Origin of the sequence: Streptomyces sp. NPDC058619 (assembly GCF_042717785.1) — a bacterium.
Classification (GTDB): Bacteria; Actinomycetota; Actinomycetes; order Streptomycetales; family Streptomycetaceae; genus Streptomyces.
The window spans coordinates 19,190-39,708 of record NZ_JBHXQN010000056.1; the positions used below are offsets into that span (position 1 = coordinate 19,190).

The 20,519-nt window shown below is 66.3% G+C and carries 18 protein-coding genes and 1 pseudogene; 7 read left to right on the forward strand and 12 right to left on the reverse strand.

Features of this window, described 5'->3' with window-relative positions; translation table 11 throughout:
- Window positions 1–37: 37 nt before the first annotated feature.
- On the reverse strand, window positions 38–1,585 hold the full coding sequence (locus ACFWTC_RS32365) for an AMP-binding protein (protein ID WP_383926325.1): 1,548 nt from the start codon (window positions 1,583–1,585) through the stop codon (window positions 38–40).
- A 1,209-nt stretch (window positions 1,586–2,794) separates the two neighbouring features.
- Here ACFWTC_RS32365 and ACFWTC_RS32370 point away from each other — a divergent pair.
- From ACFWTC_RS32370 to ACFWTC_RS32400, 7 genes are all read left to right on the forward strand, one after another.
- Window positions 2,795–3,472: a YqcI/YcgG family protein gene (locus ACFWTC_RS32370; protein WP_383926401.1), complete on the forward strand. Its 678-nt coding sequence runs from the start codon at window positions 2,795–2,797 to the stop codon at window positions 3,470–3,472.
- Entirely contained in the window at window positions 3,469–4,305 is an 837-nt protein-coding gene (locus tag ACFWTC_RS32375; protein WP_384029569.1) for an arginase family protein, read from the forward strand. Before ACFWTC_RS32370 ends, ACFWTC_RS32375 begins: the two co-directional genes overlap by 4 nt.
- A complete protein-coding gene (gene dapF, locus ACFWTC_RS32380; RefSeq protein WP_384029567.1) occupies window positions 4,302–5,183 on the forward strand; it encodes a diaminopimelate epimerase in 882 nt (293 codons plus the stop codon). Before ACFWTC_RS32375 ends, dapF begins: the two co-directional genes overlap by 4 nt.
- Entirely contained in the window at window positions 5,158–6,141 is a 984-nt protein-coding gene (gene cysK, locus ACFWTC_RS32385) for a cysteine synthase A (protein ID WP_383926333.1), read from the forward strand. The genes dapF and cysK overlap by 26 nt, the downstream gene beginning before the upstream one ends.
- Before the next feature lie 15 nt (window positions 6,142–6,156).
- Window positions 6,157–7,275: a homoserine O-acetyltransferase gene (locus ACFWTC_RS32390; RefSeq protein WP_384029565.1), complete on the forward strand. Its 1,119-nt coding sequence runs from the start codon at window positions 6,157–6,159 to the stop codon at window positions 7,273–7,275.
- 100 nt (window positions 7,276–7,375) lie between these two features.
- Window positions 7,376–8,122 carry an SDR family oxidoreductase gene (locus ACFWTC_RS32395; protein WP_383926338.1) on the forward strand — a complete coding sequence of 249 codons (747 nt, stop codon included), beginning with the start codon at window positions 7,376–7,378 and terminating at the stop codon, window positions 8,120–8,122.
- A 96-nt stretch (window positions 8,123–8,218) separates the two neighbouring features.
- The gene (locus ACFWTC_RS32400; protein WP_384029563.1) at window positions 8,219–9,124 is read left to right on the forward strand and encodes a RimK family alpha-L-glutamate ligase; all 906 of its coding nucleotides are present in this window, start codon (window positions 8,219–8,221) and stop codon (window positions 9,122–9,124) included.
- A gap of 86 nt (window positions 9,125–9,210) precedes the next feature.
- Here the strand turns inward: ACFWTC_RS32400 and ACFWTC_RS32405 are convergent, their stop codons facing one another.
- From ACFWTC_RS32405 to ACFWTC_RS32455, 11 genes and pseudogenes are all read right to left on the reverse strand, one after another.
- Entirely contained in the window at window positions 9,211–9,549 is a 339-nt protein-coding gene (locus ACFWTC_RS32405) for a hypothetical protein (RefSeq protein ID WP_384029561.1), read from the reverse strand.
- Window positions 9,550–9,585: 36 nt separating this feature from the next.
- Window positions 9,586–9,906 (reverse strand): hypothetical protein, encoded by a 321-nt coding sequence (locus ACFWTC_RS32410; RefSeq protein ID WP_383926344.1) that lies wholly within the window; start codon window positions 9,904–9,906, stop codon window positions 9,586–9,588.
- A 224-nt stretch (window positions 9,907–10,130) separates the two neighbouring features.
- Window positions 10,131–11,112, reverse strand: a pseudogene (locus ACFWTC_RS32415) (carbohydrate kinase family protein).
- Between the two features lie 47 nt (window positions 11,113–11,159).
- A complete protein-coding gene (gene metK / locus ACFWTC_RS32420) occupies window positions 11,160–12,386 on the reverse strand; it encodes a methionine adenosyltransferase (RefSeq protein ID WP_384029559.1) in 1,227 nt (408 codons plus the stop codon).
- Window positions 12,387–12,473: 87 nt separating this feature from the next.
- Complete coding sequence (locus ACFWTC_RS32425) at window positions 12,474–13,376, reverse strand: DMT family transporter (RefSeq protein ID WP_384029557.1); 903 nt, start codon at window positions 13,374–13,376, stop codon at window positions 12,474–12,476.
- A gap of 113 nt (window positions 13,377–13,489) precedes the next feature.
- Window positions 13,490–15,196 carry a carbamoyltransferase N-terminal domain-containing protein gene (locus tag ACFWTC_RS32430; protein WP_383926356.1) on the reverse strand — a complete coding sequence of 569 codons (1,707 nt, stop codon included), beginning with the start codon at window positions 15,194–15,196 and terminating at the stop codon, window positions 13,490–13,492.
- A gap of 47 nt (window positions 15,197–15,243) precedes the next feature.
- Window positions 15,244–16,299, reverse strand: coding sequence for an alanine racemase (gene alr, locus ACFWTC_RS32435; protein WP_383926359.1), 1,056 nt, complete (start codon window positions 16,297–16,299; stop codon window positions 15,244–15,246).
- A 59-nt stretch (window positions 16,300–16,358) separates the two neighbouring features.
- Window positions 16,359–17,159: a class I SAM-dependent methyltransferase gene (locus tag ACFWTC_RS32440; protein WP_383926362.1), complete on the reverse strand. Its 801-nt coding sequence runs from the start codon at window positions 17,157–17,159 to the stop codon at window positions 16,359–16,361.
- An 8-nt stretch (window positions 17,160–17,167) separates the two neighbouring features.
- Complete coding sequence (locus tag ACFWTC_RS32445; protein ID WP_384074895.1) at window positions 17,168–18,844, reverse strand: AMP-binding protein; 1,677 nt, start codon at window positions 18,842–18,844, stop codon at window positions 17,168–17,170.
- Between the two features lie 649 nt (window positions 18,845–19,493).
- Complete coding sequence (locus tag ACFWTC_RS32450; protein ID WP_383926368.1) at window positions 19,494–19,694, reverse strand: hypothetical protein; 201 nt, start codon at window positions 19,692–19,694, stop codon at window positions 19,494–19,496.
- A gap of 210 nt (window positions 19,695–19,904) precedes the next feature.
- Window positions 19,905–20,513: a transposase gene (locus ACFWTC_RS32455; RefSeq protein ID WP_384074898.1), complete on the reverse strand. Its 609-nt coding sequence runs from the start codon at window positions 20,511–20,513 to the stop codon at window positions 19,905–19,907.
- Window positions 20,514–20,519: the final 6 nt, after the last annotated feature.

Below are 20,519 nucleotides of genomic sequence, written 5' to 3' on the forward strand. Positions count from 1 at the left end.
CTTCGGCGGCAGCATTCCACCGGCGATCACCCGCCTTTCAGAGGTCGCCCTGAACCGTCGCCCACTCCGACAGCACCTCACGGTCGATCTTGCTGTTGTGCCGCCTGTCGGACGGCAGCAGACCCGGGTAGAAGAGCAGCTTGGGCACCGGTAGGGATACGCGCTCGGCCACCGCGTCGACGTCTGCCTGCGTCACGTGGCCCAGGGAGGATTCCGGGAGGACCAGAAGCAGTCGCGGAGCTTCCGGAGCCGCGATCACCGCGCATGAGTACGCGCCGAGGTGATGGTTGTAGACCTGCTCCTGCTGGTCGGGGTACACCCGCCCGACGGCGGTGTCGACGACGTGCTTCTTGCGGCACAGGAACCAGACCATGGAGTCTTCGTCCACGAAGCCCACGTCGCCCATGCGGTGCCAGAGCGAGCCATCGTCCCTGTGGCGCAGCTTCGCGTAGTCGGTGAGTTCGGGCCGCCGGAAGTACTCGGTGGTCACCCGGGGCCCGCTGACAACCAACTCCCCTATCTGGCCCGGCTGGAGGAAGTCCGCGTCCGTGATGTGGCGCAGCTCGGAGGCGCCGGAGTCGATGACCTCGACGCGCGTGCCGACCGCGCGGCCGAGCGGTACTCCTCGGCCCTGTTTGGTGCCCCGTTCGGTCAGGTCGGCCAATGTGGCGGCATCGATCAGAGTGATGGGCATGAGGGCCTCGGTGCTCGCGTAGGGCACGTAGAGACGTGCCTCCGGCATCACCTTTGCCAGGTTCGCCAGCATCTCCTGGTTCACCGCCGCGCCCGCTGTGGCCGCGACCTTTACCGGGGGCGCGGCGATGTCACCAGCGTCGCAGCGCTCGGCGAGCCGCTGCCAGAAGACCGGGGAGGCGAAGACGTAGTCGCAGCCGTGTGCCGTCATCTGCAGGATGGCGTCGGTCATGGACAGCAGGGCCGGCTGGGTTTCCTGCAGGGCGGGAATGACGGCCAGGCGCCCCATGGCGATGGCCTTGATCCCCAGGTGGGAGAAGAATGCGAACTCGGATCGCACACCGAACTTCGCATAGGAATCACGCTGTATGCGGAGGTACGAAGCGAGCTGGGAGCAGGTCCAGGGGACACCCTTGGGCAACCCTGTGGTCCCGCTCGTGTAGAGGAGGAGAACAGTGTCATCGGGGTGTGCGTCTTCCGGGCTCACCGTTTCGCCGGCGACCGGGACGGTGTACCGCACGTCGAACTTCTCCGACGGGTACGTCTCGTGACCGGGGACGGGAGCAGCGCTCACCCACAGCGCGGGTTCCAGCTCCTCCACGCACTGCGCCAGTACCTCTTTGCTCGTGCCGGCATCGACGAAGGCGGGCACCGCACCGACGATGAAGCACCCGTAGATGATGTGCGCGAACACCTCGCCCGCTGGCATCGTGACAGCAACCCGGTCCCCCCGAGCGACACCCAGCTGGTGCAGCCTGTACGCGACTCGCTTCGAGTCGTCCCAGAACTGCCGGGCCGAAACGGTCCTGCCGGTGGCGCAGTCCGTGAGAACTCCAGGATCCTCAGGATTCTGGCAACGGTCGACTAGCCCCTGCACCAACGGATTGAGCATGTTCCCCCCAGTGTTTCGCACGTCAAAACCCAAACGCGCACGCGGCGGTGCACGCTGGACGGGATCCAGCAAATTCTTGATGGCTTCTGCCCGGCCACGCGTCGGCGATGGCGGTTGCAGATGAGGGCATGCACGGCGGAACGGCTGGTTCCAATTTTTGGGGCACCAGTCCGGGAAACCCAGGAATCTCGGGGGAAGTGGTGTGTCCGCCGATTCCCTGCACTTGCCACCCTTGTTGCCATGACGGGTGATCAACGTTCAAAACGCTAACACGACGGCCTGTCGCATACGAGGTTGCGACATCGACTACGCGTCGATCAAATTCGAGACCTTCCGGTAGCCAACCCGGAGCACCGCAGGGCAGATCCCCATTGCGCCTTGCTTCCGTAGGCCATTTCCGATAGCGACCTTCGACACAACGGGCACTATTTCGGGTCGCACTTTCATGCCATCGGATCACCGGCACTATGACTCACGAAGCTTCAATCCAAAGGCTTGAGCTTGGCCCAGCCTTCCATTTAATGGATCCTTGATGAAGCTAGACGATCGTCAGGCCGCGGAAGGTTCAGGGATCATGGCTGAAACTCATCCTTGGATTGCCGCGAGTCCAGGTATCGAGACGCTTCGACCCTGCTTGACAGGCCTGAACGTCATTGGCATAGTCCTCGAATTGTGAATGGCTGCCCACAGGTCAGCCGTTGGGCGCGCATTTGAGTGGCAGATCTGCCATGCGGCCGCATAAAAATGGATTTGACACTGCAACTGACCGTGTCATTTACTCATTTCGGTCCTCCTGGCAGCCGCGAGAGGCCCTTCTACTCATCCTGCCGATCCTTCCCGTACACCTCCGAGAGCTACGGCTTCGTCGCGAGCGCACGGTTTCGACGGCATGGCTTCCCTCCACATGAGGGCCTTTTCGCGCCATTTTTGGCACGATGTGGCTCCGCGGCCTTCCCACGTGATTCGAATCCGCTCCCGGGCTTCGCGCAGCATTCGCCTCATCCGGCACGCCGCAGCTTCCCGCCCGAGGAGCTCAGTTCTTCGTAGTTCTTCGCACCAAGACAGTGCGGATGCCCGCGCACAGGGCGTGGGAATCTCCGCGATGGAAGGGATACGGTGTTGAACAGACTGAACGCGGCCACCCGATTAGTCCCTCAGGGCCATGTTCTCGAGCATGCGAAGGAGTGGCATCAAGCCGCCTTCGAAGATGTGAGGAAACACCTCACGGACGCCGACTTCCCGTGCGTTTTCTCAAGGAACGCCTTTCGGAAGGAGCTCCTGAGGTTCATCTTCGTGGAAAACGCGGAGGAGGACGGTCTCCTGCACCTCGGGGAGGGCCTCAAGGAGTACGTCGAGTTGTCCCGGGGATGGGACGGCGCACTGGACACGGCCTATCCGCTCCTCGTGGTCTTCTCGCCGACCGCTGTGGGAGAGGACTCCGTCGAGGCCTACCAGTCCTTCGGCTGGCAGGTGCTCCAGGGCCTGCACGAGATCGACCCGGAGCCGTGGCCGCAAGACGTGGGTACGGATCCCGAATCCGAGTCCTGGTCCATGTGTTTCAACGGCATGCCGCTGTTCGTCAACATGAGCAGCCCCGCACACGAAGTGCGCAGGAGCCGGAACCTCGGGCGGCACTTCGTGCTCGTGGTCAACCCGCGCGAACGATTCGACGTGTTCGCCGGCGACACGCCCAGCGGCCGCAAGGTGCGGTCCAACATCCGCAGCCGGATCGCTCGCTACGACGGGACCCCGCACGCCTCGCAGCTCGGATCGTACGGCGCGGGCGCACTCGAATGGTCCCAGTACGGCCTGGTGGAAGAGAACGTGGCGAGGACCGACCGGTGTCCCTTCGTCACCCGCAACGAGAGTGGGGATTCCTACCGATGATTGACTTGATCGTCTCCCAGGGACGAGTGGCCGACAGGGCGGCCTGGATGATCGAGGGCGCGGCGCGCACCGCGCGGGCGCTGGAAGAGCGCTACGGGCTCAAGGGCCGGTATGTCGGCAAGCCCTCTCCCCCCGCAGACGACGACTGGAGCGTCAGCCTTCCCGAGGCGCGGGAGACCCTGACCGGGCTGGCCGAGGCGGTCACCGAGAGCCTGCGGGGCGGCAATCTCACGGTGCTGGTGTCCAACACCTGCTCGGCGAGCCTTGCCACGCTGCCCCTGGTCGCCCGGCAGCACCCCGACGCCGTGGTGCTGTACATCGACGGGCACGGCGACTTCAACACCCCGGCTACCACCGACAGCGGGTATCTCGGCGGTATGGTCCTGTCCGCCGCGTGCGGACTCTGGGAGAGCGGGCACGGCGCCGGACTCCGGCCGGAGCAGGCCGTCCTCGTGGGCTCGCGCGACATTGACCAGGCCGAGCGCGACCTCATCCGGACGGCGGGCGTCCGTGTCATCCCTCCCAAGGAGGCAACGGCCCAGGCGATCCTGGCCGCGGTGGGGGACGCCCCCGTCTGGATCCACATCGACTGGGACGTCCTCGAACCCGGATCCGTGCCCGCCGACTACACCGTCCCGGGCGGGATGCTGCCGACGCAGATCCGGGCGATCTTCGAGGCGATCCCGCCGGCCCGGCTCCTCGGTGTCGAACTCGCTGAGTTCAACGCCCCCCGGGACCCCGAGGACAGGGAGAGGGCTGTGTCCATCATTCTGGACATGGTCGCCCCGGCGTTCGAGGGCGCCCGGGACCACCGGTCACTGGAACGGGCGTGAGGACCTCCACGGCCGGTGCTCCGGCCACGCTGCCCTTCACCAAGATGCACGGCGCCGGGAACGACTTCGTCGTACTAGACCTGCGCGAGGCCCCGGACCCCACGCCCGAGCTGTGCCGCGCCCTCGCCGACCGGCACACGGGTGTCGGCTGCGACATGATCCTCGGCATCAAGGAACCGCGCAGTCAGCGGGCCGTGGTGTCCTTCGACATCTGGACTGCCGACGGCTCTCCCTCCCGGCAGTGCGGCAACGGCGCCCGGTGCGTCGCGGCCTGGGCCGTTCGGGCCGGCCTGACCCCGGGGTACCGGTTCGACCTGGACAGTCCGAGCGGCCCGCTTCCGGTGGAGGTGCTGGACCCGCGGTCGTTCAGCATCGCTCTGGCGGTACCGGACTTCGCGCCCAACAGCCTTCCCCTCACCGGTTTCGACGGAAAGAGCGAGCTGTACGAGGCCGACGTGGAGGGTGAGGGCCGGGTACGGTTCGCGGCCGTCTCGATGGGAAACCCGCACGCGGTCATCGAGGTCGACGACGTGTCCACCGCCCCGGTGGGCCGGTTGGGCCGGGCCGTACAGGACTCGCCCTTCCTTCCCTCCACCGTCAACGTGGGTTTCGCCGAGGTGGTCTCGCGCGAGCGGGTGCGCCTGCGGGTCCACGAGTTCGGCGCCGGCGAGACCCTGGCGTGCGGGAGCGGGGCGTGCGCCGCGGCCGCGGTCCTCATGCGCCAGGGACGCGTCGACCGCAGCGTCCGCGTGGAACTGCCCGGCGGCGAGATCCGCATCGACTGGCCGGACCCCGAGGCGCGGATCCTCATGACCGGTCCTGCCGCATTCGTCTACGAAGGAGAGTTTCCCCATGCCCCTGTACGACAGCATTCTTGACACGGTCGGCCGCACACCGATCGTCAGACTGCACCGGCTGGCGCCCGCGCACACAACCGTGTACGTGAAGGTGGAGTCCTTCAACCCGGGGGGCTCCGTCAAGGACCGTCTGGCGCTCTCGGTGATCCTCGACGCCGAGGCGAAGGGCCTGCTGAAGCCGGGTGACACCATCGCGGAATGCACCTCCGGCAACGTCGGCATCGCGTTGGCCATGGTGGCCGCGGCCCGCGGGTACCAATTCGTGGCGGTGATGGGCGACACCTACTCGGTCGAACGGCGCAAGCTCATCCGCGCCTACGGCGGCAAGGTCATCCTCTTCCCCGGTTCCGAGGGGAGCGCGGGCGGGAACCGGATCGCGGACGAACTGGCTGCCAAGCACGGATGGTTCCGGGCCAACCAGTTCGAGAATCCGGCGAACCCCGCCTACCACCGGGAGACGACGGCAGCGGAGATCCTCGGTGACTTCGCCGGAAAGCGCCTGGACTACTTCGTCACCGGGTTCGGTACGAGCGGCACCTTGACCGGCGTCGGCCAGATGCTGAAGCTCGCACGCCCGGGTGTGCGGGTCGTCGCGCTCGAACCGGAGAACGCAGCCGTGCTGTCCGGCCAGGAGTGGGGCACCCACCAGATCCAGGGCCTGGCCCCCAACTTCGTACCGGGGGTGCTGGATCAGAGCGTCATCGACGATCTGGTCACCGTCGACGAGGTACTGGCCCGCGACACGGCGCGCCGCCTGGCGGCGGAGGAAGGGATCTTCGCGGGTATCTCCGCCGGCGCCACCCTTGCGACGGCGCTGAGGGTCGCCGAGGACGCCCCCGACGGGTCGGTGCTGCTCGCCATGCTGCCCGACACGGGTGAGCGGTACCTCTCGACCTTCCTGTTCGACGGCATGAGTGAGGGCTCGGACGACGAGTGGCTGGCGTCACTGGACGCCGGCCGCGCCATACCCAGCAGCTGAAATGAGATCAGGCGTATGAGGGAATTCATCCCCCCGGCCGCCCGTTTCGTGGAACTCCCCGCTTCCTTCACGATGAAGAGGGGCGGGGCTCTGCACGGCGCACGCACGGCCTATGAGACCTTCGGCCGGTTGAACGCGGAACGCGACAACGCCGTCCTCGTCCTCACCGGCCTCTCCCCCGACGCGCACGCGGCGTCCCACGCCGAGGACCCCTCGGCCGGCTGGTGGGAGGCCATGCTGGGCCCGGGGAAGCCCATCGACACGGACCTCTGGCACGTGATCTGCGTCAACTCCCTCGGCAGCTGCAAGGGTTCCACCGGACCAGCCTCGATCAACCCGGCCACCGGCGAGCCGTACCGCCTCGACTTCCCCGAGCTCTCGATCGAGGACGTCGCCGACGCGGCGGCCCTCACCGTGCGGGCGCTCGGCATCGACCGCCTGGCCTGCGTGATCGGCACCTCCATGGGCGGGATGAGCGCGCTGGCCCTGCTGGCGCGCCACCCCGAGCTGACCAGCAGCCACGTCAGCCTCTCCGGGGCGGTGCACTCGCTGCCCTTCTCCATCGCGGTCCGCTCCCTGCAGCGCGAGGCGATCCGCTCCGATCCGCAGTGGAACCAGGGGCGTTACACGGACGACCGTTATCCCCGCAGAGGCATGATGACGGCGCGCAAACTGGGCATGATGACCTACCGGTCCGCCGAGGAGTGGGACAGCCGGTTCGGCCGGGCCCGGCTGGCCCAGGTGCCTCGTTCGGACGGTGAACCGTTCGGGCTGGAATTCGAGGTGGAAGGCTACCTGGATTTCCACGCCCACCGATTCATCCGGCGTTTCGACCCCAACAGCTACCTTTACCTGAGCCATTCCATGGATCAGTTCGACCTCGGCGAGTCCTGCGGCACCACTGCCGGCGCGGCGCTCTCGCAACTGGGCGTCGAACGGGCCCTGGTGATGGGTGCACGGACCGACATCCTGTTCCCGGTCCAACAGCAGGCCGAGATCGCCGAGGGGCTCAGCTCCGGTGGTGCCGACGTCGAGTTCGTGCCAGTGGAGTCCCCGGCCGGACACGACGCCTTCCTTGTCGATGTGGACCGCTTCGGGTCTCCCGTCGCGAAGTTCCTGGCAAGCCTGTCCTGAGAACTCCTCGGAGCTCCCACGCGCTCCCGCGTCCCCGCGCCGCCCCCACCTTCAGGTGGCGCCCTTCCCCTCACCCTTTCGTCGAGATGGAGAGTTCCTCTTGCCCAGGCAGTCCCCCCGAGTAGCTCTGGTCACCGGTGCCAACCGCGGCATTGGCCTTGAGATCGCACGTCAGCTCGCCGGCAGGGGCCTGCGCGTGCTACTCAGCGGCCGCGACCTCAAGGCGGTCACCGAGGCCGCGACGGCCCTGCGGAACACCGGTCTCGACGTCGACCCGCTGGAGCTCGACACCACGCGGACGGACAGCGTCCACGCCGCGGTGAAGACCGTCGACGAAGTCCACGGGCGCCTCGACGTCTTGGTGAACAACGCGGGGATCCGCATCGAGGAGTACGGCCGCAACCCGTCGGAGCAGCCGCTCCACCAGTGGCGCGAGACGTTCGAGACCAACCTGTTCGGCGTCGTGGAAGTGACCAACGCCTTCCTGCCGTTGATCCGGAGGTCCGCGGCGGGACGCATCGTCAACGTGTCCAGCCTGCTCGCTTCCCTGAGCACGCACAGCGACCCGGACTCCTACGTCTACAGCCCCATGTTCAAATCACTGCCGGCGTACAGCGCCTCCAAGACCGCCCTCAACGCGTGGACCGTGCACCTGGCGTACGAGCTGCGCGACACCCCCGTCAAGGTGAACGCCGTTCATCCGGGATACACCAAGACGGACATGAACGAGGGCGCGGGGGACCTGGAGGTTGCCGAGGGCGCCGCGACGAGCATCGCCATGGCCCTGATCGGAGACGACGGCCCGACGGGCAGCTACGTGCACATGGGCAAGGTCCTCCCCTGGTGACGGGCCCCCGTGCCGTGCATCCCCCGGCAACGCGCCTCCACCCCTGAGGCCCGCCCTGCCGCCACCATCATTGCCGTCGAGTATTGGAGCATCCTGATGAGCATCCTCGCCCTGGTCACCGACGCCGTCAGCCTTCCCATCGACTACGACATGCCACCGCTGCTGGAGGCGTGCGAGACCGTCGGCCTCGACGTCGAAGTGTGCTCTTGGGAGGACCCGACCGTCGACTGGTCCCGGTTCCAGGCCGTTGTGTTCCGCTCCCCCTGGACCTGGGCCGAACGGCTGCCGGAGTTCCTCGCCGCTTGCGAGCGCATCGCCGCCGTGACGCGTCTCGTCACCCCGATGCCGCTGGTGCGGTGGGCCCTGGACAAGCGCTACCTGGCGGACCTCGCGGCGGCCGGTGTGCCCGTCATCCCGACCACGATCGTGGAGCCCGGTGCGGACCCGCTGGCGGCGGTGCGGAGCTTCCTGGAGGAGCACCCGCAGGCCGCCGCCTTCGTGGTGAAGCCGACCGACGGCTGCTACTCGAAGAACGTCCGCCGCTACGCCCGGCCAGTGGCGGACGAGGCTCCCGCGCACGTCGCCCGCCTGCTCGCCGGCGGCAGCCACGTCATCCTGCAGCCCTACGTGGAGTCCGTCGACCGGCACGGTGAGACCGACCTGACCTTCTTCGACGGCGAGTACAGCCACGCCATACACAAAGGCGCGATGCTCATGCCCGACGGGACGGTGCACGTGCCGACTCTCGACTTCCGCACGGCGCGCGTCGCGGACCAGGACGAGCGGGCCGTCGCCTCGGCAGCGCTCGCCGCCGCGCAGGCGAGCCTCGGGCTGGAGCAGCCCCTGGTCTGCGGCCGGGTGGACCTGGTCCGCGGGGCGGACGGTACCCCGATGGTGCTGGAGATGGAGCTCTGCGAACCGTCACTGAACCTGCCCTTCGGCGAGGACAGCGCACTGCGGTTCGCGCAGGCCCTGGCCGAGCGGCTGAAGTCCTGCCCTTGATCTCGTAGGCAGCAGGCCCTTCTTGAAGTGGTCCGCCGGCAGCGCGTACCGGCCGGCGCCCCGAGGCACCGGCCGGTACGCGGGCATCAGGCGGCGCGGCCGACCGCCCCATCGGAGCGGTCGATGCTGATCGTGTCGGCGCCCCAGCGCACCGACCGCAGGCAGGTCAGCCCTTCGCCCGCGAGGTACGGGGCCAGGCGCTGGATCCGGGCCCGCAGCGCGGGCAGGCTCATGGGACTGGCGGGAGTCCCCAGGAGGCGCCGGATGTCGTGGCAGCACACCGGTCCGCGCAAGGAGCACAGCACCTCCAGCAGGAGGGCCTGGGTCCGGAAGGACGGAGCGACGGCCGGTCCTGCGCCGGCCGCGGCGGGCCGCCTGGAGCGCCGCAGCCAGCGCAGCTCGGCACCAAGACGTGCGGCGAGCACGCCGGGGGACTCGCCCCGGTCGAGGACGTTGAAGGCTCACGTGTCGAACAGCGCACGCACCGGCACCCCGTCCCGCCGGGTCGACACGACCACGGGATTCAGCAGACTTAACGACCTGACATGCCCGGCTAGTTCATCTGCCGGGCAAGCAACCCCGCTATCCAGCGGTATCATTGCACCGCGCAGGACACCCAGGGCTCCCGTGGCGGCCTGCCCCCAGCTCCGGAAGGCGATCGGTACGGCACTTTTCCGCCGGAGGCGGTCCTGCCAGTCCGGATCCTCGTCGAGCTGAACCACGACCACCGGCCGGATTTCGTTGCAGACTTCCTTGAGCTTGCTCGACTGTCGAAACTCCATGCTATTTGCCCCCCTGTTGTTGCTGTGACGGATCAACTCTCGCGTGTATGTGGATTGCTGGAAGATGCGACAGAACCGAACGCAAGCGCACACCGAAATTGGCCGCCAGCTCGAGCTGGCGGCCAATCATGAACGGCCGGCGCTACGTCACGTACCGTCGAAGTGACCGGGCGCACGATGCCGGGGTGCGTCCCGGAATGCATGGGGCGAGGTCTGGCGACCGGTCACGGCGCCTGCGTCAGCCGTGGTTCGATCTCCTGGGCCGCCTCGTGACCGTAGACCCGGCTGATCCGGGCCAGCAGGTCAGCGGCGAGCAGCTTGTACTCCTGGGTGCCCACCGACTCCAGCACCACCGTGGCCAGGGCGCAGCCGAGCTGGGCCGCCCGCTCGTACGACAGCTCCCATGAGAGACCAGCGAGGAATCCGGCGCGGAAGGCGTCGCCGGCACCCGTCGGGTCGACGACGTCGTCCGTCGGCACCGCGGGGATGTCCAGTTGCGGCCCCTCGGCGGTCGTCATCGAGACGCCGTCGGCGCCACGCGTGGTGATCCAGGTGCCGACGCGCACCAAGACGTCATCCTCGGTCCAGGCGGTGCGTTCGCGGAGGAGTGCGCTCTCGTACTCGTTGGTGAAGAGCAGGTGGGCCCCGTCCACCAGGGACCGGGTCTGCTCGCTGTCCAGCCGGGCCAGTTGCTGGGAGGGATCGGCGGCCACCAGTTTGCCGAGAGCGTGGGCAGTGGCAGTGTGCCGCAGCATCGCGGCGGGGTCGTCGGCGCCGACGATGACGAGATCGAAGCCGTCCACGCGGTGGTGGGCTTCGGCGAGGTCGATCCGGTGGGCCTCGGCCATGGCGCCCGCATAGAGGGTGGCTATCTGGTTCTGGTCGACGTCCGTGGTGCACACGAAGCGCGCCGTGTGCAGCGTCTCGCTGACCTGGACAGAGGCCGTGTCCACGCCCGCCTCGCGCAGCAGGCTGCCGTACTCGGAGAAGTCGACACCCGCGGCGCCCACGAGTACGGGCCGCACTCCCAACCGGCCGAGGCCGAAGGAGATGTTCGCGCCCACCTCCGCGCCGCACCTCCAGCTTGTCGGCGAGGAAGGACAGGGACATGTGTTCGACCATCTCGGTGATCAGCTGATCGGCGAAGCGGCCGGGGAAGACCATGAGATGGTCGGTCGCGATGGAGCCGGACACGGCGATGCGCACGACGCTTTCCTCTCACTCGGGGGACGGGAACGGGACGGGCTGGCGGGTCAGCTTCGGTTCGCGGCCGTACCCAGGGCGTCGACGCGGTCGGTGCGTTCCCAGGTGAAGTCCGGCAGCTCGCGGCCGAAGTGGCCGTAGGCGGCGGTCTGGGCGTAGATAGGGCGCAGCAGGTCGAGGTCGCGGATGATCGCGGCCGGGCGCAGGTCGAAGACCTGGCCGATGGCGTTCTCGATCTTCTCGACGTCGACCTTGTGCGTGCCGAAGGTCTCCACGAACAGACCGACGGGCTCGGCCTTGCCGATCGCGTACGCGACCTGGACCTCGCAGCGCGAGGCCAGACCGGCGGCGACGACGTTCTTGGCGACCCAGCGCATGGCGTACGCGGCGGAGCGGTCGACCTTGGACGGGTCCTTGCCCGAGAAGGCGCCGCCACCGTGACGGGCCATGCCGCCGTAGGTGTCGATGATGATCTTGCGGCCGGTCAGGCCCGCGTCGCCCATCGGGCCGCCGATCTCGAAGCGGCCGGTCGGGTTCACCAGCAGGCGGTAGCCCTCGGTGTCGAGCTTGATGCCGTCCAAGACGAGCTGATTCAGGACGTGCTCGACGACGAACTCGCGGATGTCCGGAGCGAGCAGCGAGTCCAGGTCGATGTCCGCGGCGTGCTGCGAGGACACGACGACCGTGTCGAGGCGCACGGCCTCGTCACCGTCGTACTCGATGGTGACCTGGGTCTTGCCGTCGGGACGCAGGTACGGGATGGTCCCGTTCTTGCGGACCTCGGACAGCCGCTTCGAGAGGCGGTGCGCGATGTGGATCGGGAGCGGCATCAGCTCCGGAGTCTCGTCGCAGGCGTACCCGAACATTAGGCCCTGGTCGCCGGCACCCTGCTTGTCGAGCTCGTCGCCTTCCTCGCCCTCGGCGGTACCCTCGACCCGCTTCTCATACGCGGTGTCGACACCCTGCGCGATGTCCGGGGACTGCGCGCCGATGGACACCGACACGCCGCAGGAGGCGCCGTCGAAGCCCTTCCTGGAGGAGTCGTAACCGATCTCCAGGATCTTGTCGCGGACGAGCTGCGCGATCGGCGCGTACGCCTTCGTCGTCACCTCTCCCGCGATGTGCACGAGACCGGTGGTGATGAGGGTCTCCACGGCGACACGCGAGGTCGGGTCCTCGGTCAGGAGCGCGTCGAGAATGGTGTCGCTGATCTGGTCAGCGATCTTGTCGGGGTGACCCTCGGTCACAGACTCCGAGGTGAACAGGCGGCGGGACATGGAACTCCAAACGTCAGTGGAAGGCAGTGCCGGGGCGGTGGCTGCAGGGGGACGGCCCTGAGCCGGATCGATCGGCCGCACATGCCGTCAGCGGTCAACGTGTTCCGCGCGCGGAGGCTTGGCACGCGCGGCGCCGAAGACGAAGAGCAGCACGATCAAGGAGACACCCGCCGCCCAGACCGATATCTGTTCGCCCAGCAGGACGGCGGCCCAGATCAGAGTGAGCAGTGGCTGCAGCAGCTGCACTTGGCTGACGCGCGCCACGCCTCCCCTCGCCAGCCCGGTGTTCCAGGGGATGAAGGCGAGGAAGGAGCTGACGAGGGCGACGTAGAGGAATCCGGCCACTCCCGAGACCGCGATGCTGCCGTACTGCTGGTGTGTGACAAGGGAGGTGACTATGCAGGCGGTCAGGGCTATGGGCATGCCGAAGACGATGCCCCAGGAAATGGACCGAATCGCCCCGTGCTCACGTGTCAGAGCAGCCCCCTCGGCATATCCGAGGCTCCCCGTGATGACGGCCAGCAGCGTGAACATGTCCCCCGGGGCGGGTAGCTGCAGGCCGTTCCTCGCGACACTGAAGGTCATCACCGCGAGCGCACCGCCCACTGCGCAGGCCCAGAAGGCACGGCTGGGCCGCTCACCGCCTCGGAAGGAAGCCACGACCGCTGTGGCAAGCGGCATCAGGCCCAGGATCACGGCTGCGTTGGCCGATGAGCCGTACACGAGGGCAAACGCGGTGAAGAGGGGGAAGCCCACGACGTTCCCGAACACCAGAACGGCGATCTTCTTCAGTGCACTCGCGGGTGGCTTGGCCCCTCCGGCGAGGAGAAGGAAGCCGGCTGCCAGCGGAAACGCGAGTACCGTGCGCCCCGCTGCCACCAGAACGGGATGGAACTCGTGAACAGCATATTTCGTCGCCGGGAGCGTGAAGCTGAAGCACAATACCCCCAACGCACCGAGCCAGATACCGACGACCTGAATTCTGTCCAACCGCAGTGACGCCGTCGAAACCGCTGGTCCCACCATGCCGCCTTCGTTCTCGCTGATTAATCCGGGTCGGGGCGCACACCGATCTCGCCGTGCGCCCCGACCCGAACCTCCTGTTACGCAGAGGTGCGCTGGTACAGCTTCCCTTCGCTCCAGACCCGGTCCACTCCGCCCCACTCGATGACGGAGGCGACATCGGGGAAGAAGCCGCTGCCGTTGTAGTTGGCACTCGTGTTGCACAGCACCGGCACGCCACTCAGCCGGTAGTAGGCGCGCAGCACTTCCTCGAGCACCGGGTCGTCTTCCGTGCTGACGGTCTGCAGCCGAGCTGTGCCATCCAGGTGGGTGATGGCGGGCACGCGGTCCAGCCACTCGGGCCGTACACGGTGTTCGAACAGCATGTGGGGGTCCGGCGTGCCCGGCTCGAAGACCTCGGGAGCAGCATCCAGCAGGCACAGCGGTGCGACCGGCCGGTAGTGCTCGCGGCCCTTGATCTTGTTGAGGGCCTCCTTCATCTTCGGGCTGACCGGGGCACCGATGATGCTCCGACCACCCAGGGCGCGCGGTCCGAGCTCGGCACGGCCGTTGAGCATGACCAACGGTTCGTCGGTCTCGTGGAGGACTGCGGCAAGTTGGGCCGGCGTGCAGTCCTCGGCAGTCCAGCCGGTCGGCACGGACTCGGTGGGGCGCAGCTGCGGACCGCTACGGACGTGCCATTCCAGCGGGACGAGACCCTGCTCTTCGACGAGGCGGGCGGCTGCGGTGCCGAGCGCCGCGCCCGAGTCGTTGGGGAAGGGCGGGACCCAGACGTCTGCGAACAGGGCGTCAGAGCGCAGCGCGCTGTTCCACTTGATGTTGAGGCCGCAGCCTCCCGAGAACGTCAGGTTCCACGGACCGGCGCCCTTCCATGCCCGGATCTTCTCGTTGAGCTTCTCGATGAGGAGCTCTTGCAGGAAGATGTGGACGGATGCCAGTACGTCCTCGTCGCTGACGCCGTACTGCGCCACTCCACGGGACACGGACTCGTAGAACGGGTGCAGGTACTTCACCGACCGCTCGAACTGCGTGCCCCATCCGCCGATCTTCGACCGGAACTCCCGGGCGGTGGCACCGGATCCGGCGAAGTGGTTCTCGAACTCCTGACGCAGGACGGCCTTGACCTCTGCCCGGGACGTGCCGAGGGCAATGTAGGCCATCAGCTTTCCGGCCACCGAGAGGTCGTCGGCGGTCTCGGAGTGTGCGGTGCGCTTCCAGGGACCGAAGTGATGCCCGGCGGTGGCATAGGCGTGGCCGATCAGCGGGAACACGGGGCCGCCGTTCTCCACCACGTTGTTGGCAGGGTCGACGTAGTACAGGCGGGGGAACATTCCCCCGTCCCACACGAGCGCCATCGACGGCTCGCCGCGGCTCGCGAACGGGCTGGTGCAGTAGGCGCTGACGAGGTGGCTCGACACGTGGAAGAAGCTGCTGAACGGGCGGTCACGTCCGTCCAGGGAGAACTTCCCCGTGTGGGCCGGCCGCAGGACGTTCGCCGTGCCGCCCTCGTGGTAGGGCGCAAGCAGGATCTCGGTGGCGAGGCCTTGGTCGGCGACCTCCACCCGGCCGTTGATCTGCCCGTCCCATCCGTCGATGACGAACTCGTCGACGTCGCTGAGCTTGTAGCCGAAGTCGCTGAGGATCTGCGGCACGACCTGCAGGTCGCTGACGGAGCTGTATCGCGGGTTGTTGTCGATCTTCTCGATCTCGACGCTGAACAACAGTTTTCTGTCGTCAAGCAGGGCGACGGAACCGTCGTGAGTCAGCTTGAGTCCACAGATCAACATCTGAAATCTCTCCAGTATCTCTCTTGCAAAAGGTCAGGTGTAAAAGGTCAGGCAAGGATGCGGGGAACTCGCGGAGTCAATCCGGTCAGGAGTTCGTTGGCAATCGATCCTGCGCTTGTAGCAATTTCTTCAACCGACAGATCGTCGCCCCAGAGGACGACTCGGTCACCTATTCGGGCACCAGGGCACGCCCGGAGATCGACCATGAACATGTCCATGCACACTCGGCCGACGATCGGGACGTACGTATCGCCCACCAGGACGGGGGTGCCCGCAGGCGTGTGCCGGGGGTAGCCGTCTCCGTAGCCGGCTGCCACGACGCCCACCGGCATGTCCTCCGGGCACTCCCACATGCCGCCGTAGCCGACGAGATCACCCCGGCTGCAGGCGCGGACGCTGATGAGAGCAGTCTCCAGGGTCATCGCGGCACGGAGACCGAGTTCCGCCGCCGTGTGCCCCACGAGAGGGGACGCCCCGTACAAGGCGATACCGCACCGGACCCATTCGTCAGGCAGCGTTGGTGCGGTGAAGATGCCGCCGGAGTTGGAGAGGGAGAGCTCCGCTCCGGCGACGGCCAGGTCGGTGAACTCCTTGTACTGCCACTGAGTCCGCGGGGCGTCGGGCTCGTCAGCCGATGACAGGTGGCTCACGATGCCACGCAGCGTGATGTGCGGCATTGAAACTTTGATCTCTTCGACGATGTCAGGAATTTCGGAGCCTCGGAAACCGAGCCGGTTCATTCCCGTGTCGACCTTCAGCCAGATGGTCAGCTCTGACCCGTAGGCGGCGAGCTGTTCGAGCTGCGCCAGGCAATGCACGACCGGCCATAACGAAAACCGTTCGACCAGCGGCAATTCATCGGCCTCGAAGAACCCTTCGAGGAGGAGAATCGGCTTGTGCTCTTCAACTGCGCGGAGCTCAAGTGCTTCTTCGATGGAGGAGACTGCAAACGCATCCGCCTCCCGGGCAGCCCGCGCCACGTTCCGCAAGCCGTGCCCGTAGCCGTCAGCCTTCAGAACTGCCACGATCTTGCGACCAGGCTGGAGCTTCCGCATCACGTCAAGGTTGTGTGAAATAGCAGAGGTGCGCACGATCGCCTTCAACGGTCGAGACATCCTTCACCCTCACTTTCTATGGCCAGTGCGAGGTAAAGGCGTGCCTGTCACCGAGGATCCGACGAGGCCTGCACGGAGGGGGCGAACCTCTGCATCACGTTGGGGAACGGCTTTCGAGCCGTGAAGACCTGGTAGTGGTCACGGAGAGTGTTGCCTTCGAGAGGCATGACCTCCATGAATCCCGCGCGATCGAGGGCCTGCCTCAGCCGCGTTTCGTCGAATACATGGGAGTGGCGGGTGAACTCGAAAACCTCGTCGTCGATCTCCATGCGAACCTCCCAACGACGCAGGCCGGCGTCCGCGAGGAGGGTAATGGTCTCGGATACGGAGACGTTCCTTCCGCGCACCTCGCACGGGGTGTGGTAAATGCGGCCATCGGGGCGCGACTGATCACTCTGGGCGGGGATGTCGACGTACAGGAATCCGCCCGGCTTCAAAGCTCCGTACATGCTCTTCAAGTGTCCGACGATGGAGGCTGCGTCCGCGACCGGATTGTCGTCGTCCCAGACATTGGCGTACACCAGGGAATTTCCCCGGCAGATCAGGAGATCGAACACGTCAGGGAAGGTGCCGGCGAGATCTGCCCAATCCAAGTGGATCGGCTTCGTGTCAAGGCCAAGATTGGCCGCATTGACCTCGAACCGCTCCAGCATCGCGGCGCTTCCGTCCGCGCATATGATGCTGTGGCCGTCACGGATCAGGTCAAGCGTGATGAAACCTGTACCCACCGAACAGTCCATCACGGACTTGTCGGGGAAATTCGAGAGGAGCTCTTCGAGATGTTCGGTCACCTGCTTCCTGTCCGAGCATGCCTCAAGGTAGAACTCCATCAGTTCTGCGAATTCCATCTCAGCCCTCACAAGTTTCCCTGGACCGTCGCCCAGTTCGACAGCTCTTCACGATCGATCTTGCTGTTGTGGCGCCTGTCGGACGGCAACGAGCCGGGGTAGAAGACAAGCTTGGGAACCGGCAGAGAGAATTGCTCGGCCACCGCGGTGACGGCTTCCTGAGACACGCACCCCCAGGAGGACTCGGGGAGGACCAGAAGCACCCGCGCACCTCCCGGAGCCGCGATCACGGCACTCGAATACACGCCCAGGTGATGGTTGTAGACCTGTTCCTGCTGGTCGGGGTACACCCGCCCGAAGGCCGTGTCGACGACGTGCTTCTTGCGGCACAGGAACCAGACCATGGAGTGCTCGTCCACATAGCCCACGTCGCCCATGCGGTGCCAGAGGGAGTCATCGCCCTTGTGCCGCAGCTTCGCGTAGTCGGTGAGTTCGGGGCGCCGGAAGTACTCGGTGGTGACTCGCGGCCCGCTGACGATCAACTCGCCGATCTGGCCAGCGGCAAGGAAGTCCGCGTCGGTGAGGTCGCGCAGATCGGTGGCCTCGGAGGCGATGACTTCGACCCGGGTGTCGACGGCGCGGCCGAGCGGCACGCCACGGCCTTGCTTCGTGCCGCGCTCCGTGAATTCCGCGAGAGTCTCGGAATCGATCAGGGTGACGGGCATGAGTGCCTCGGTGCTCGCGTAAGGCACGTAGAGGCGTGCCTCCGGCATCACCTGCGCAAGGTGGGCCAGCATCTCCTGGTTGACGGCGGCTCCCGCCGTAGCACCGACCTTGACCGGGGGCGCCTCGACGCCCTTGTCAGCGCAGTGCTCGGTGAGCCGCTGCCAGAAGATCGGCGAGGCGAAGACGTAGTCACAGCCGTACGTCGCCATCTGCTGTACGGCATCGGCGATCGAGAGCAGGGCGGGCTGAGTCTCCTGCAAGGCAGGAATCACTGCCCGGCGACCCATGGCGATCGCCTTGATCCCCAGATGGGAAAAGAATGCGAACTCGGATTGGACACCGAACTTCGCGTAAGAGTCCCGCTGGACGCGCAGGTACGAGCTCAGCTGGGAGCCGGTCCAGGGAACGCCCTTGGGCAGTCCCGTGTTCCCGCTCGTATAGAGCAGAAGAACCGCGTCATCCGGGTGCACTTCTGCCGGGATCACTGATTCGTCGGCGGTAGGAGTGCTGTAGCGTACGTCGAACTGATCCGACAGGTATGTCTCGTGGCCAGGCACAGGAGCGGTACTGACCCACAGCGCCGGGCTCAACTCGTCAACACACTTGGCGAGTACCTCTTTGCTCGTGCCGGCATCGACGAAGGCAGGGACTGCTCCGATGATGAAGCATGCGTAGATGACGTGCGCGAATACCTCGCCCGCTGGCATGGTGACTGCCACTCGGTCTCCCCGAGTGATCCCCAGCTGGTGCAGTCTGTAGGCAACTCGCTGAGAGTCACTCCAGAACTGTTGGGCAGTCACGGTCCTACCGGTAGCACAGTCCGTGAGGACTGCGGAGTCTTCGGGGTTCTGACATCGGTCGACGAGACCTTGAACCAACGGGCTTAACATGATTCCCCCTAAATGTCTTCTCGCGTCACATGTAAGCGCGCATGCAAAAGCGCACGCTAAACGGAATCCTGAGAAATTGTTCTGCACAACCGCGCTTCGGCAGCGGAAAACGCAGATAAAGGCTCGCATGGCGGAACGGCTGGTTCCAATTTTTGGGGCACCAGTCCGGGAAACCCAGGAATCTCAGGGGAGTGGTGTCCCCGCATCCCGTACTTGCCGCGCGCTGTCACATGACGAGTGATCAACAAGGAAAAGGCTAGCACAGCAGTTCGTGGAACTCGGCGAGCAAATTCCACCCTTTGGGGCCAATATTCTAGGCCTCCTCGCCTATCCGGTTTGTAAAATGCGGATCTGAGGGGGAGTCGCCCACGGGATCGCAGGCAGCAGGTTCCATTTCCCTTGGATCCACACGGTTGGACGGGACCCCCGGTGCTCATGCCATCGATTCCTTGGTCTCTTTTGCGTCAACCCAACGATACGAAGGGATGCATCGAGATTTGCCAACCGTTCTACGGAATGACGCAGGAGTGGTGCGGCGTCAAGTTGTGGCCGGATCGGCAGTTCTGGCTGATATCCACCGCAACTCTCTCGACAGCGCGCGCCCGGCGGCATGGGATACATGTCCAGGTTATGCAGAATTGAGCGGTGAAGTGAGGAGGAAATCGTTCGGCCTTGAAGAGGCGGGAGTATCGCCCGTCAGCATCGAGACGACTACATCAAGCCATCTCGATGGCTGTACATCCAATATGTCCGAATTGGATACTCTATTGGCAATTTTTCACCCATTGGTCTGGGCCGAAATGGGCGGTAGCCAGGCCGGCGACGAAGTCGTGGGTCTGCGTTGGCGCGGCCCGAGGACCTCCTGGACGAACGGCAGGCAGTCGGCGAGGTGCAGGCCCCACACGGGGCTGGTCACCGGGAGGACCAGGGAGCCGCGAGCTTCGTGGGAGACCTGGCCCGACAGCGGGTTCAGGACCATTCCGGCGTTCCTGACCGGACCGCCGGCGCCAGTCTCACGCAGGCGTGCTGCCGGGCGGAACGGGGTCGAAGTCGTGGACGCACTCGACCAGATGGGTCGAGTGCCCCCGGGTCGCACGCACCGGGGGCACCTTTACGCTGTGCCGCTACGGCGCAGCCACCGGCATGACGTAGCCGAGCATGCCTTCCTTCACATACTGACTTCGGCTCTTCAGGGTGAAGTTGGTATGTCGAAGGTGAGGCCGGTGCCGGCTATGAAGCCGTCGAGGGTGTGGGGCCGGTACTGGAGTCGTTTGAGCCTGTTGCGGACGAGTACTTCGAGGCGGTCGAGGGCCATGACGGCGAGGTTTGCGAGGCTGCGTTTGACGTGGGCCCATACCCATTCGACGGGGTTCAGGTCGGGTGCGTAGGCGGGCAGGAGGAACACTGTCAGCCAATCGCGCTCGGCCACGAGTTCCCGCATCCTGCGGGAGACGTGGGTGTTGAGGCGGTCCCAGACCAGCACGATCGGCGCTCTGACCAGGTGATGGGCACCGTCGAGGAGCGCGATGAAGTCCCGCTCGCCCATGCTGCGGCGTGTGCCTTTGCCCGCGGTGTGGGTCCGAAGTCGGTGGCACAGCCGGGTCCTCGAGCCCGGCCGCATCGCGATCAGCCCGGCCACCGACAGCCGTCCCGAGCGCCGGCCGCTGATGGTGACGACCGGAGTCACTCCGCGCCTGCCCCAGGTCCGTCCCCGGGGCGGCCTGCGGGTGAACCCGGCTTCGTCCTCGAAGCAGACGTAGCCCCCACAGGCCGCCCTCGCCCTTTTGCCTCCGCCCAGGTCGCC